Source organism: Streptomyces sp. SID9727, assembly GCF_010550605.1.
Classification (GTDB): domain Bacteria; phylum Actinomycetota; class Actinomycetes; order Streptomycetales; family Streptomycetaceae; genus Streptomyces.
Window position 1 is genome coordinate 1 of sequence record NZ_JAAGNI010000447.1, and the last position, 13,803, is coordinate 13,803.

At 71.8% G+C, this 13,803-nt stretch carries 11 protein-coding genes and 1 pseudogene; 9 read left to right on the forward strand and 3 right to left on the reverse strand.

Annotated features, from left to right (window positions below; genetic code table 11):
- A partial coding sequence (locus tag G3I41_RS31315) for a saccharopine dehydrogenase NADP-binding domain-containing protein (RefSeq protein WP_343242261.1) occupies positions 1–667 on the reverse strand: 667 nt, incomplete at its 3' end.
- Positions 668–880: 213 nt separating this feature from the next.
- On the opposite strand from G3I41_RS31315, the gene G3I41_RS31320 reads away from it, so the two are divergent.
- The 4 genes from G3I41_RS31320 to G3I41_RS31335 are packed head-to-tail and all read left to right on the forward strand — an operon-like array spanning position 881 to position 6,677.
- Positions 881–2,032: a CaiB/BaiF CoA-transferase family protein gene (locus G3I41_RS31320; RefSeq protein WP_164403912.1), complete on the forward strand. Its 1,152-nt coding sequence runs from the start codon at positions 881–883 to the stop codon at positions 2,030–2,032.
- Positions 2,032–3,174: an acyl-CoA dehydrogenase family protein gene (locus G3I41_RS31325; RefSeq protein ID WP_164403913.1), complete on the forward strand. Its 1,143-nt coding sequence runs from the start codon at positions 2,032–2,034 to the stop codon at positions 3,172–3,174. The genes G3I41_RS31320 and G3I41_RS31325 overlap by 1 nt, the downstream gene beginning before the upstream one ends.
- Positions 3,175–3,224: 50 nt before the next feature.
- Positions 3,225–4,439 carry an acetyl-CoA C-acetyltransferase gene (locus tag G3I41_RS31330; RefSeq protein ID WP_164403914.1) on the forward strand — a complete coding sequence of 405 codons (1,215 nt, stop codon included), beginning with the start codon at positions 3,225–3,227 and terminating at the stop codon, positions 4,437–4,439.
- A gap of 30 nt (positions 4,440–4,469) precedes the next feature.
- The gene (locus G3I41_RS31335; RefSeq protein WP_164403915.1) at positions 4,470–6,677 is read left to right on the forward strand and encodes a 3-hydroxyacyl-CoA dehydrogenase NAD-binding domain-containing protein; all 2,208 of its coding nucleotides are present in this window, start codon (positions 4,470–4,472) and stop codon (positions 6,675–6,677) included.
- 56 nt (positions 6,678–6,733) lie between these two features.
- Here G3I41_RS31335 and G3I41_RS31340 read toward each other — a convergent pair whose 3' ends face one another.
- Complete coding sequence (locus G3I41_RS31340) at positions 6,734–7,465, reverse strand: MerR family transcriptional regulator (RefSeq protein ID WP_164403916.1); 732 nt, start codon at positions 7,463–7,465, stop codon at positions 6,734–6,736.
- Between the two features lie 103 nt (positions 7,466–7,568).
- Here G3I41_RS31340 and G3I41_RS31345 point away from each other — a divergent pair, with 103 nt between their 5' ends.
- From G3I41_RS31345 to G3I41_RS31365, 5 genes are all read left to right on the forward strand, one after another.
- A complete protein-coding gene (locus G3I41_RS31345; RefSeq protein ID WP_164403917.1) occupies positions 7,569–8,045 on the forward strand; it encodes a macro domain-containing protein in 477 nt (158 codons plus the stop codon).
- A 120-nt stretch (positions 8,046–8,165) separates the two neighbouring features.
- The gene (locus G3I41_RS31350) at positions 8,166–9,188 is read left to right on the forward strand and encodes a hypothetical protein (protein WP_164403918.1); all 1,023 of its coding nucleotides are present in this window, start codon (positions 8,166–8,168) and stop codon (positions 9,186–9,188) included.
- A 142-nt stretch (positions 9,189–9,330) separates the two neighbouring features.
- Positions 9,331–12,027, forward strand: coding sequence for a M4 family metallopeptidase (locus tag G3I41_RS31355; protein ID WP_164403919.1), 2,697 nt, complete (start codon positions 9,331–9,333; stop codon positions 12,025–12,027).
- Between the two features lie 116 nt (positions 12,028–12,143).
- Entirely contained in the window at positions 12,144–12,755 is a 612-nt protein-coding gene (locus G3I41_RS31360; RefSeq protein ID WP_164403920.1) for a TetR/AcrR family transcriptional regulator, read from the forward strand.
- Between the two features lie 56 nt (positions 12,756–12,811).
- Entirely contained in the window at positions 12,812–13,621 is an 810-nt protein-coding gene (locus tag G3I41_RS31365; RefSeq protein ID WP_164403921.1) for a tetratricopeptide repeat protein, read from the forward strand.
- Between the two features lie 9 nt (positions 13,622–13,630).
- On the opposite strand, the pseudogene G3I41_RS37235 reads toward G3I41_RS31365, so the two are convergent.
- Positions 13,631–13,803: pseudogene (locus tag G3I41_RS37235) on the reverse strand (DUF2236 domain-containing protein); the annotation flags it as partial.

The window sequence follows — 13,803 nt, forward strand, 5'->3', positions numbered from 1 at the left end:
GGGCGTGGACGCGGCGGCCGGCCGGCCGGGGTTCGTGCAGCCGGCGCTCCTTCGCGGCGCGGGCCGTCTGCGCGCCCCGGCCCATCGCGGTGAGCGCCGAGGCGAACGTACCGCCGGAGAAGACGGCGTTGCTGCGGACGAACCCGTCGACGCGCAGCGGCACGTCCTCGGGCAGCTGCCGGACCGTGAAGTAGGCGCCGAGGTCGTGCGGTACGGAGTCGAAGCCGCAGGCGTGCACGACGCGCGCGCCGGTCTCGCGGGCCCGGGCGTCGTACGCCACGTACATCCGGTCCACGAACTCCGGCTCGCCCGTCAGGTCCGTGTAGTCCGTCCCCGCCTCCGCGCAGGCGGCGACCAGCCGCTCGCCGTACCAGACGTAGGGGCCGACGGTCGTGGCCACCACGTGCGCGGACTCGGCCAGCGCGCGCAGGGAACCGGCGTCGGAGGCGTCCGCCTGGATGAGCGGCAGGTCCGCGCAGCGCGGATCGAGGGCGGTCAGCCGGGTGCGCAGCGCCTCCAGCTTGGCGCGGTCGCGTCCGGCGAGGGCCCAGCGGCAGCCCGCGGGGGCGTGCCGGGCCAGATACTCGGCGGTGAGCGCGCCCACGAAGCCGGTGGCACCGAAGAGGACTACGTCATAGGGGCGTGCGGGCCCGTTCTGCCTGTTCACGAAAGCCTCCACGGAGGACGGCGCCGGACGGAGCGAGCAGAGGTTAGCGCGGCCGCCGTGGCGGTGTGCGGGCGGGAGGGGGTCATGGGGGAGTATCCATGAGGAACCGCGAGAAGAACTAAGCGCTTGCTCGGCCCAGGGGGTTGTGCGGAGCGCGGTGCGTTCTTAGCATCATCGATGTTACATCAGTTGTGTCATACCGCTGGGGGCTCGATGGCGAGTACAGGTAACGGTCCGCGCGGCCCGCTCGGCGGCCTTCGGGTGGTGGAGCTCGCCGGCATCGGCCCCGGTCCGTTCGCCGCGATGCTCCTGGCCGATCTGGGGGCCGACGTGGTGCGCGTCGACCGCCCCGGCGGTGCCGGACTCGGCATCGACCCGGCCCGCGACCTCACCAACCGCAACAAGCGCTCCGTGCTCGTGGACCTCAAGGCCCCGGACGGCCCGGACACCGTCCTCGACCTGGCAGCACGCGCCGACGTCCTCATCGAGGGCTACCGGCCGGGCGTCGCGGAACGCCTCGGCGTCGGCCCCGAAGCCTGCCTGGCCCGCAACCCGAAACTGGTCTACGGGCGGATGACGGGCTGGGGCCAGGACGGGCCGCTCGCCGAGCGCGCCGGGCACGACATCGCGTACATCGCGCTCACCGGCACCCTCTCCATGATCGGCGGACCGGAGGAGCCGCCCACCGTCCCCGCCAACCTGCTCGGCGACTACGCGGGCGGCTCGCTCTACCTCGTCGTCGGCGTCCTCGCCGCCCTCCAGCACGCCCGTACCCCCGGCGGCACCGGACAGGTGGTCGACGCGGCGATCGTGGACGGCGCCGCCCACCTCGCCACGATGATCCACGGCATGCTCGCGGCCGGCGGCTGGCAGGACCGGCGCGGCGCCAACCTGCTGGACGGAGGCTGCCCGTTCTACGGCTCGTACGAGACCGCCGACGGGCAGTACATGGCGGTGGGCCCGCTGGAGCAGCGGTTCTACGACGAGTTCGTCCAGCTCCTCGGCATCGCGGACACCGCCCCGGACCGGAACGACCCGGCCCGCTGGGACGAACTGCGCGCCGCCGTCGCGGACCGGTTCCGCACCCGCACCCGCGCCGCATGGACCGAGGTCTTCGACGGGTCGGACGCCTGCGTCGCGCCCGTCCTCTCGCTCCGCGAGGCCCCGCACCACCCCCACCTCGCCGCCCGCGCCACCTTCGTGGAGCACGGCGGACTCACCCAGCCCGCGCCCGCGCCCCGCTTCTCGGCCACGCCCACGTCCGTGCGCACCTCTCCCGCCCTGCCGGGCGCGGACACCGAAGCCGTCGCCGCCGACTGGGACGTGCCCGGCCTGCGGACCACCCGGAAGGACACCACTCCCTGATGCAGCGGCAGATCTTCACCGAAGAGCACGACGCGTTCCGTGAGACCGTGCGCACCTTCCTCGCCAAGGAGGTCCTTCCGCACTACGAGCAGTGGGAGAAGGACGGCATCGTCTCCCGCGAGGCGTGGCGCGCCGCCGGCCGGCAGGGCCTCCTCGGCCTCGCCGTGCCCGAGGAGTACGGGGGCGGCGGCACCACCGACTTCCGCTACAGCGCGGTCCTGGCCGAGGAGTTCACCCGGGCCGGCACGCCCGGAATCGCGCTCGGGCTGCACAACGACATCATCGGCCCGTACCTCACCGGCCTCGCCACCGACGAGCAGAAGCGGCGCTGGCTGCCCGGCTTCTGCAGCGGCGAGACCATCACCGCCATCGCCATGACCGAACCCGGCGCCGGCTCCGACCTCCAGGGCATCCGCACCACCGCCGAGGACAAGGGGGACCACTGGCTGCTCAACGGTTCCAAGACCTTCATCTCCAACGGCATCCTGGCCGATCTGGTGGTCGTCGTCGCGAAGACCACACCGGAGGGCGGCGCCAAGGGCCTCTCGCTGATCGTGGTCGAGCGCGGGGCGGAGGGCTTCGAGCGGGGCCGCAACCTCGACAAGATCGGCCAGAAGTCCCAGGACACCGCCGAACTGTTCTTCAACGACGTACGCGTCCCCAAGGAGAACCTGCTCGGTGAGCGCGACGGTGCCTTCATCCACCTGATGACCAACCTCGCCCAGGAACGCATGGGCATAGCCGTCGCCGGGATCGCCGCCGCCGAGCACCTCCTGGAGATCACCACCGCGTACGTCAAGGAGCGCGAGGCGTTCGGCCGGCCGCTCGCCAAGCTCCAGCACATCCGCTTCGAGATCGCGGAGATGGCCACCGAGTGCGCCGTCACCCGGGCCTTCCTCGACCGGTGCATCGTGGACCACTCCGACGGCACCCTCGACGCCGTGCACGCCTCGATGGCGAAGTGGTGGGCGACCGAACTGCAGAAGCGCGTCGCCGACCGCTGCCTGCAACTCCACGGCGGCTACGGCTACATGGCGGAGTACCCGGTGGCCCGGGCGTTCACCGACGGCCGCATCCAGACCATCTACGGCGGCACGACCGAGATCATGAAGGAGATCATCGGCCGCTCGCTGCTCGCCTGACCCGCCTCCCCGGACCACGTTCGCGCCACCACCCTCGAAAGGCAGCTGTCTTGAGTACCGAAGCATTCGTCTACGACGCGATCCGCACCCCGCGCGGGCGCGGCAAGGCCAACGGCGCCCTGCACGGCACCAAGCCCATCGACCTCGTCGTCGGCCTGATCCACGAGATCCGGAACCGCTTCCCGGGCCTGGACCCGGCCGCCGTCGACGACATCGTCCTCGGCGTGGTCAGCCCGCTCGGCGACCAGGGCTCCGACATCGCCCGGATCGCCGCCATCGCGGCGGGCCTGCCCGACACCGTCGCCGGCGTCCAGGAGAACCGCTTCTGCGCCTCGGGCCTCGAAGCCGTCAACCTGGCTGCCGCCAAGGTGCGCTCCGGCTGGGAGGACCTGATCCTCGCAGGTGGCGTCGAGTCGATGTCCCGCGTGCCGATGGGCTCCGACGGCGGTGCCTGGGCGATGGACCCGATGACCAACTTCGAGACCGGCTTCGCCCCGCAGGGCATCGGTGCCGACCTCATCGCCACCATCGAGGGCTTCTCCCGCCGCGACGTGGACGAGTACGCCGCGCTCTCCCAGGAACGGGCCGCCGAGGCGTGGAAGGAGAACCGCTTCGCGCGGTCCGTCGTCCCCGTCAAGGACCGCAACGGCCTCGTCGTCCTCGACCACGACGAGCACATGCGCCCCGGCACCACCGCCGACTCGCTCGCCGCGCTCAAGCCCTCGTTCGCGACGATCGGCGAGATGGGCGGCTTCGACGCGGTGGCGCTCCAGAAGTACCACTGGGTCGAGAAGATCGACCACGTCCACCACGCGGGCAACTCCTCCGGCATCGTGGACGGCGCCTCCCTGGTGGCCATCGGCAACCAGGAGATCGGCGAGCGCTACGGCCTGACCCCGCGCGCACGTATCGTCTCCGCCGCCGTCTCCGGCTCCGAGCCGACCATCATGCTCACCGGACCCGCCCCCGCCACCCGCAAGGCGCTCGCCAAGGCCGGGCTGACCATCGACGACATCGACCTCATCGAGATCAACGAAGCCTTCGCCGGGGTCGTCCTGCGGTTCGTCCGGGACATGGGCGTCTCCCTCGACAAGGTCAACGTCAACGGCGGCGCCATCGCGCTCGGCCACCCGCTGGGCGCCACCGGCGCCATGATCCTCGGCACCCTCGTCGACGAGCTGGAGCGCCAGGACAAGCGCTACGGCCTCGCCACCCTGTGCGTGGGCGGCGGCATGGGCATCGCCACCGTCATCGAGCGTCTCTGACCGTCCCCTTCCTACGGAGAAGACAAACCCATGACCGAGAGCACGACCATCCGCTGGGAACAGGACGAGACCGGCGTCGTCACCCTCGTACTGGACGACCCCAACCAGTCCGCCAACACGATGAACCAGGCGTTCAAGGACTCCATCGCGGCCATCGCCGACCGCGCCGAGGCCGAGAAGGACTCCATCCGGGGCATCATCTACACCTCCGCCAAGAAGACCTTCTTCGCCGGCGGCGACCTCAAGGAAATGATCAGGATCGGTCCTTCGAACGCGCAGCTCGCGTTCGACACCGGCACCGCCATCAAGAACTCGCTGCGCCGCATCGAGACCCTCGGCAAGCCCGTCGTCGCCGCCATCAACGGCGCGGCCCTCGGCGGCGGTTACGAGATCGCGCTCGCCGCCCACCACCGCATCGCCCTCGACGCGCCCGGCTCCCGCATCGGCCTCCCCGAGGTCACCCTCGGCCTGCTCCCCGCGGGCGGCGGCGTCACCCGCACCGTACGCCTCATGGGCATCGCGGACGCCCTCCTCAAGGTCCTCCTCCAGGGCACCCAGTACACCCCCCGCAGGGCACTGGAGAACGGCCTCGTCCACGAGGTCGCCGCCACGCCCGAGGAGATGCTGGACAAGGCCCGCGCCTTCATCGACGCCCACCCCGAGTCCCAGCAGCCCTGGGACGTCAAGGGCTACAGGATCCCCGGCGGCACCCCGTCGCACCCGAAGTTCGCCGCGAACCTGCCGGCGTTCCCGTCGAACCTGAAGAAGCAGATCGCGGGCGCGCCCATGCCGGCGCCGCGCAACATCCTCGCCGCGGCCGTCGAGGGCTCCCAGGTCGACTTCGAGACCGCCCTGACCATCGAGGCCCGGTACTTCACCGAGCTGGTCACCGGCCAGGTCTCCAAGAACATGATCCAGGCGTTCTTCTTCGACCTCCAGGCCGTCAACTCGGGAGCCAGTCGCCCCAAGGGCGTCGAGGAGCGCCAGGTCCGCAAGGTCGCCGTCCTCGGCGCCGGCATGATGGGCGCGGGCATCGCGTACTCCTGCGCCAAGGCCGGGATCGAGGTCGTCCTCAAGGACGTCTCCGCCGAAGCCGCCGCCAAGGGCAAGGCGTACAGCGAGAAGCTGCTCGACAAGGCGCTGTCCAGGGGCCGTACCACCGAGGCGAAGCGCGACGAGCTGCTGGCCCGGATCACCCCGACCGCCGAGGTCGCCGACCTCGCGGGCTGCGACGCCGTGATCGAGGCCGTCTTCGAGGACACCGCCCTCAAGCACAAGGTGTTCCAGGAGATCCAGGACGTCGTCGAGCCCGACGCGCTGCTCTGCTCCAACACCTCCACCCTCCCGATCACCGTGCTCGCCGAAGGCGTCTCGCGCCCCGTCGACTTCATCGGGCTGCACTTCTTCTCGCCGGTCGACAAGATGCCGCTGGTCGAGATCATCAAGGGCGAGAAGACCGGCGACGAGGCGCTGGCCCGCGCGTTCGACCTGGTCCGCCGGATCAGGAAGACCCCGATCGTCGTCAACGACTCGCGCGGCTTCTTCACCTCGCGGGTCATCGGCCAGTTCATCAACGAGGGCGTCGCCATGGTCGGCGAGGGCGTCGAGCCCGCCTCCGTCGAGCAGGCCGCCGCGCAGGCCGGCTACCCGGCCAAGGTGCTCTCCCTGATGGACGAGCTGACCCTCACGCTGCCGCGCAAGATCCGCGACGAGACCCGCAAGGCCGTCGAGGAGGCGGGCGGCACCTGGCCCGGCCACCCGGCGGACGAGGTGATCGACCGGATGGTGGACGAGTTCGGCCGCCCCGGCCGCAGCGGCGGCGCGGGCTTCTACGAGTACGACGAGAGCGGCAGGCGCACCCGCCTGTGGCCGGGCCTGCGCGAGCATTTCGGGGGTTCCGGGGGGCACTCCCCGGACGGACACGGCACGCGACCCGGTACGGACATCTCCTTCACCGACATGCAAGAGCGCATGCTCTTCTCCGAGGCGCTGGACAGCGTCCGCTGCCTGGAGGAGAACGTCCTGATCACCGTCGCCGACGCCAACATCGGCTCCATCATGGGCATCGGCTTCCCGCCGTGGACCGGCGGCGTGCTCCAGTACATCAACGGCTACGAGGGCGGCCTGCCCGGCTTCGTGGCCCGCGCCCGGGAACTCGCCGAGCGCTACGGGGACCGCTTCCTGCCGCCCGCGCTGCTGGTGGAGAAGGCGGAGAAGGGCGAGACCTTCCACGACTGACCCGCCGCGCCGGGTGCCGTACCGCCGTTCCCGGGCGGTACGGCACCCGACGCGTTTCACTCGGCGGTGAACGCCGCCCGCAGCTCCTCCTTCAGCGACCGCTGGAACGCGGTCACCAGGGCCTGGAGCACCATCGGCTGCATGTGCGCGGAGAGCGACTTCATCGCCTTGACGTGCTCGGGGTCCGCCTCCCGCTCCCGGTACGGATTCCACACCTCGTCCCGGAAGAGCCGGGTCAGCTCCTGCGCGGCGGACCGGGTGTGCTCCATGAGGACCGTACGGGCGGCGAGGATCGTCTCGTGCGCGATCGGCACGTCGAGCAGTTCCACACCGAGCCGCAGCAGCCCCGGGTCGACCCGGAAGACCCCGTCCCCGGGCGCCGACCGCTCCAGCACCCCCATCGCGGCCAGCCGGTCGAGGTCCTGGTCCCCGAGCGGCCGCCCGGCCCGCCGCTCCAGCTCCGCCCGCGAGGCGTCCTCCGCCGAGTCCGGCGCCCAGGACGCGACGAGCGCGCGGTGGATGGCCAGATCGTGGGCGCTCAGATCGGGCGGCAACTGCTCCAGGTAGCGTTCGATCGCGGCGAGCGTCATGCCCTGGTGCTGAAGCTCCTCGATGAGCGCCAGCCGCGACAGGTGGTCGTGCCCGTAGTGCCCGACCCGGCGCGGTCCGATCACCGGCGGCGGCAGCAGGCCCCGGGTGCTGTAGAACCGCACCGTCCGCACGGTCACCCCGGCGCGGGCCGCCAGCTCGTCGACGGTGAGCTTCGGCTCCTCGGCCTCGGTCGCCATGTCCGCTCCTCGTGTCCGGTACCGGTGCAACAGTATTGCTGTCTCACCACCGATGTGAAAGTGGCGCCGGGCCACTGTCCGTGCCGCCCCCTAGCCTGAGGACATGTCCGAGATCAGGTACGTACGGGGGGACGCGACCTCGCCGCAGGGCAAGGGCGTCAAGATCATCGTCCACGTCTGCAACGACCTCGGCGGCTGGGGCAAGGGCTTCGTCCTCGCCCTCTCGCGCCGCTGGTCCGAACCGGAGGCCGCGTACCGCACCTGGCACCGCGAGCGCGCCCGGAACGACTTCGGCCTCGGCGCGGTGCAGTTCGTCCGGGTCTCCCCGTTCGTCCAGGTGGCCAACCTGGTGGGCCAGCACGGGATGCGCCGGGGGAGCAAGGGCGTTCCGGTGCGCTACGAGGCCATCGACACCGGCCTCGCCGCCGTGGCCGGCCACGCCCTGGAGCTGGGCGCCTCCGTGCACATGCCCCGGATCGGCTGCGGCCTCGCGGGCGGTACGTGGTCCCGGATCGAGCCGCTCGTGGCCGGCAGGCTGGCGGACCGGGGGGTGCCCGTGACCGTGTACGACTTCGACTGATACGCGGCCGGCCGCCGCCCCGCAGCCACCCGATAATCTGACCGCCGTCTGGGGAAGGGGCGGTCAGTGACGGGTGGCGGGGCGGGAGCGGCCGGGGCGCCGGAGGGTGCGGGACGGCAGGTGGACGCGTCCTTGCTGACCCTGCTCGGGCTCGGGCCCGAGGAGGACGCGGTCTACCGGCTGCTCGTGGACCGCCCCGACAGCGAGCGCGGCGTCTTCGAGACCCTGCTGGACGGCACCGCCGCCGCGCCCGTCCTCGACTCGCTCGTGGAGCGCGGTCTCGCCAGCGCCGAGCGGCCGGACGCGGAGGGCGTCGTCCGCTACCGGGCCGCCTCGCCCGTCCTCGCGCTCGGCCCGCTCCTGGAGTCGCGGCGCTCCGCACTGCACCGGGTGGAATCGCTCGTGGGCGACCTCGCCGAACGGCACCGCTCCGCCCAGCTGTACGGGGCCGGTGCGCCGGTGGAGGTGCTGTCGGGGCCCGCGGCGATCAGGCGGCGGCTGCTGACCATGCAGCGGCAGGCCAGGACCGAGGTATGCACCCTGGTCCCCGCCCGGCACGTGCCCCCGGTACTCAGCTTCGCGGACAACCACGACGAGGTGGACGCCGAGCTGACCGACCGCGGCGTGAACGTCCGTACCGTCGTGGAACGGGAATGGCTGGAGGACCCGCAGGCGGCCCATCTGCTGGCCTCCTGCGTCGCCCAGGGCCAGCACATCTCCGTCACCGAGAAGCTCCCGATCAAGCTCGCCATCGTGGACCGCCGCATCGCCCTGCTGCCCCTGGACCCGGAGCGCGAGACGGAACCGGTGGCGCTCGTCGTCCACCGCACCGGCCTGCTCACCGCCCTCGTCTCGCTCTTCGAGCAGCACTTCGAGCGGGGCCGACGGCTGGACCTGACCGGTGCCGAGGAGAGCGCCGAGCACGAACTCGATTCGATCGACCGGCAGATCGTGGCCCTGCTCCACATCGGCCTGACCGACGCCGCGATCGCCCGCCAGCTCGGCATGGGGCACCGCACCGTGCAGCGCAGGCTGCACACGCTGATGGACGAGGTGGGCGCGGTGACCCGGTTCCAGCTCGGCTGGCACGCGGCGCGCGCCGGGTGGCTGCCCGGCGGACCGGACAACTCGGTGGAACCGTAGCGCCTTAGAGGCGCAATTGCGCCACGGCGCCTTCGCGCCAGCGAGATCGCTTGTCCGCCCCTCTCCCCATGACGAACGATCAGCACGTCAGCGCCTGGGCCGCCCCGACGGCCCGGGCGACGGTGTGCGATGGGGAGGTCCCGTGAGACGAACGAGTGGGCTGCGAATACTGGCGGCCGGGGTGGTCGCCGCCGCCACCGGTGCGGCCCTGCTGGCCGCGCCGGCCTGGGCGGACGACGCCGGTCCGGCGCCCGAGACGGCCACCGCGCCCGTGGGTGTCGCCCCGGCGATGACCCGGGGCCTGGACAAGTCGGCCCGCCGGGGCACCCCGGCCGAGGCCGCCCGCGCCCATCTGGAGGCGCACCAGGACACGTACAAGGTCCCGGTCTCCGACCTGAAGACGGTCAGGACCACCAAGGAGGGCACGCAGTCCTCGGTGCGCTTCCAGCAGAAGCACGACGGCGTCCCCGTCTTCGGCGCCGAGTACGCGGTGCAGACCCAGGCGGCCGACGGCGGCCAGCAGGTCACCTCCGCGACCGGCACCCTCTACACGGACCTCACGGTCCCGACGACCGCCGAGGTGAGCGAAGCCACGGCGAAGCAGCGGATGTTCACCCTGGACGGCACGCTCTCCAAGGTGCGCGGCGCGAAGACCGAGGCACACGGCCTCACGGTGCTGCCCGACGCCCGGGGCGGCCGGCTGGCCTGGCACTTCACCGTCACCGGCGGACTGTCGAACGGCAGCCCGGTGCGGCAGGAGGTGTTCGTCGACGCCCGGGTGGGCGGCATCGCCCTCTCGTACAACAACATCGACGCGGCCGAGGCATCACCCGCGCGCGGAACCGGTGTCCGCGTCGACGGCACCGAGACGCCGCTCGACATCAACAAGGAGACGGACGGCTCGTACACGCTGGTCGACTCCACCCGGACCATGTACCCGAGCACCGGCGGCCAGATCCGGACGTACGACGCGCAGCGCAAGGACTACACCCTCGTCGCCGGCGGCCCGGTCACCGACGATGTCCCGCTCGCCACCTCCGCGAGCACCCGCTTCGACGGCGCGAACACCACCTCCGGCGCGGTGGACGCGCACCTCAACGCCGTGAAGGTCTACGAGTACTACAAGAAGCAGATCGGCCGGGACGGCGTCGACGGGAAGGGCGGCACCATCTCCTCCGTCGTCAACGTGGCCGCGAACGGCAAGGACTACGCCAACGCGTTCTGGGACGGCTCCAAGATGGTCTACGGCCACATGGACGGCGTACCGCTCTCCGTCGGCCTGGACGTCGTCGGCCACGAGATGACGCACGGCGTCACCGAGCACTCAGCGGGCCTCGTCTACCTCAACCAGTCCGGCGCGCTCAACGAGGCGATATCCGACTACTTCGGCAACGCCATGGAGACCGCCGACAAGGGCATCGCGATGAGCGACCCCACGTCCGGTCTCATCGGCGAGTACCTCTGCAACGGCACCAAGCCGCTGGAGGACTGCGCGCTGCGCGATCTGAACGACGGGCGCGACGCGCAGAAGGACTACCAGCCCATCCCGCTCGACATCGACAACGGCGGGGTGCACTACAACTCCACCATCGTCGGCGGCGCGCTGTGGGACATGCGCAGGAACCTCGACCCGGTCCTCGCCGACCGGATCGTCTACCGCTCCGCGCAGAACTACCTCACCCCGCTGTCCGGCTTCACCGACATGCGCAACGCGGTCACCCTGGCCGCCAGGTCGCTGGACGTCTCCCAGCACGACCTCGCCGCCATCGCCGACGCGTTCGACGCCCACGGCATCGAGAAGGACTGGGAGCACAAGGGCGGCACCCACGACGGGACCACCATCGGCGCCGACGTCCTGCCCGCCTACGAGGTGTACAGCGGCGTCGACGAGCAGGCCGCCCAGATCAACGGCGATGTCTACGCCATCAGCCACGGCGACGCCGTCGCCTGGGACCGGGGCGGTGCCGCGTTCGGCATCACCGTCGGGCGCTTCGGCAAGAAGCCCCGCCACGAACTGGCCGAGAAGGACGCCTACCTGCTGGACCCGTCCCTGGACGACGACCGCGTCGTCTTCACCCGCGTCACCGCCGACGGCATCGGCGTCTACCGCGCCGGCGACAAGGGCCAGGGTGCGATCAAGAAGCTGGTCGACCTCCCCGGTGCGGACGAGACCGAGCCGGTGACCGACCGCGGAGCGCTCGCCTACATCAGCACCACCCCCGACGGCGAGCAGGACGTCATGCTCCGCACCGCCGGGGGCAGGACGGTCAATGTCACCCCGGAGGCGGGCACCAAGGCGGCCCGGCTCGCGATGAAGAACGGCCGGATCGCCTGGGCCGGCGGTGACGGCACCTATGTGTACGTCTACGACATCGCCAAGGGCACCACGCAGACCAAGCGGATCACCGGCTTCCTCTTCGACTCCGTCACCGACATCCAGCTCACCTCGGACCGCGTGTTCTGGCGGGAGACCGGCGGCTTCCTGATCCCGAGCACCGGCTTCGTCTCGGCCCCCCTGGACGACCTCTCCAAGGCGGCGAAGCTGCGCCACCCGTCGAACGTCTTCCTCGCCCAGTTCTCCGTCAACGAGAAGTACTTCGCGTACTCGACGTTCGACCTCTGGGGCGCGCTCGGCTCCTGGTCCGGCCCCGGCAAGGTGAAGGTCGCCACGGTCGAGGACGTCCTCGCCGGCGTCGACGGCTTCACCCGGGTCTCCTGCTCATCCGGTGCCCAGCTGGCCCCGTCGCTCGGTGACGGCAGCCGCATCGCCTGGCTCGACACGAGCGCGGCGGCCACTGATGTGGTGACCCGGAGCACGTTCGCCGGTACCTGCGACTGACCCACTCCCGGGGCGGGGCGGTCACCGCGAACGGTGGCCGCCCCGCCCCGGCCTGGTACGGAAGTACGCCCCGTGTCACTCTGTTACGGCGTGTGCGGGCGGACCGGGGAGGGCTCATGGGGGTACACGGCAGGGAAGAGGCGGGGCCCGGCGCGCCCGCCGACGCGCTGGGGGAGCAGATCCTCGACGCGGCGCGCGAGCAGTTCATGACCTTCGGGCTGCGCCGCTCCACCGTGGACGACGTCGCCAGGCGCGCCGGTGTCTCGCGGGTGACCGTGTACCGGCGGATCGGCAACAAGGACAGCCTGGTGTCCGCGTGCCTGCTGCGCGAGTACCGCAGGTTCGTGGAGGAGGTGGACGAGGCCGTCGCCGCGCTGCCCACCCCCGAGGACCGGCTGGTGGAGGGCTTCGCCGCCGTACTGCGGCACATCCGCGAGCACCCGCTCGTCGGCGGGCTGCTGCGCCTGGAGCCCGAGACCATGCTGCCGTTCCTCACCGTGGAGAGCGGCCCCGCCTTCCTCGCGATCCGGAGCTATCTGGCAGGCAGGCTGCGTGAGGTCCGGCGGCTGGAGGGCGGTCCGGAGACCGACCCGACCCCGGTGGCCGAGCTCATGGTGCGGATCACCGTCTCCTTCCTCCTCAACCCGGTCAGCTGCTTCGAACTGGACGACGACACCCAGGTCCGCGACTTCGCCCGCCGCTGCCTGGTCCCCCTGCTCGCCGCCTGAGCCGGAAGCACCCACCCGTTGCCGGACCCCGCGCGCCCCCTCCCTAAGCTCCGGGCATGAAGTTCTTCCGATCACGCGTCAGACGCACGAAGCAGTCCCCCGTCTTCCGGGTCGCCGAGCTGTACCACTCCGGGCAGTACGCCGAGGCGGAGAAGGCGGCGCGTGCCGTGGTCCGGTCGTCGCGGAGCGGGGAGGAACTGGTGGTGGCGCGGACGGTGGCCGCCCTCTCGGCCGGAGCCCAGGGCCGCCACACCGAGGCCGTCAGCGAGTACGAGGAGGCCTTCGCGGTCTCCCAAGAGTTCTACGGCGCCGAGCACTGGCAGACCCTGAAACTCCGCTCCGACCGCGCACAGCAGCTGGCCGCGGCGGGCCGGTACGCCGAGTCCCAGGCGGAGTGCGAGGCCGTCGTCCGCGCCGCGGCCGGCACCACGGACGAGGACATGCGGCTCGTCACGGCCGCCGCCACCAACGGACTCGTCTACGCCCTCAACGCACAGGGGGAGCACGTGAGGGCCGAGGCGCTCGCGCGTGACGCGCTGGCGGAGCCGGGCGAGACCCACCCCGTCCGCGTGACGCTCCAGCTCGGCCTGGCCCGCAGCCTCAACGGCCAGGCACGCCACGAGGAGGCCCTCGCCGAGGCCGAACGCGCCGAAGAGCTGCGTCGTGCCCTGCCCGAGAAGCATCGGCTTCCGCAGGCCGGTGTGGTGCACGTGATCGCCGCCACCGCCCTGCTGGAACTGGGTCGCGTCACGGAGGCCCGGGCCCGGGCCGGCGCCGGCCATGCCGCGTGCCTCGCCTCCCACGGCCCCGAACACCACAGCACCGTGGAAGCCCGGGAACTGCTGGCCCGCTTCGACCTCGCCTGACCGTGCGCCTCAGCCGCCCTCGGGCCCCGGCCGGACGGCGGTCTCGTCCGGCAGCGGTTCCAGCGGCCGGCTGCTCGCCCAGTGCGGCCCGAGGTCGTCCAGCCGCCAGCCGAAGGGGTACGAGCGCGGCTGCGGCCGGGACGGGAAGCGGCGGGGCCTGGCCGGCATCCGGCGCACGCACC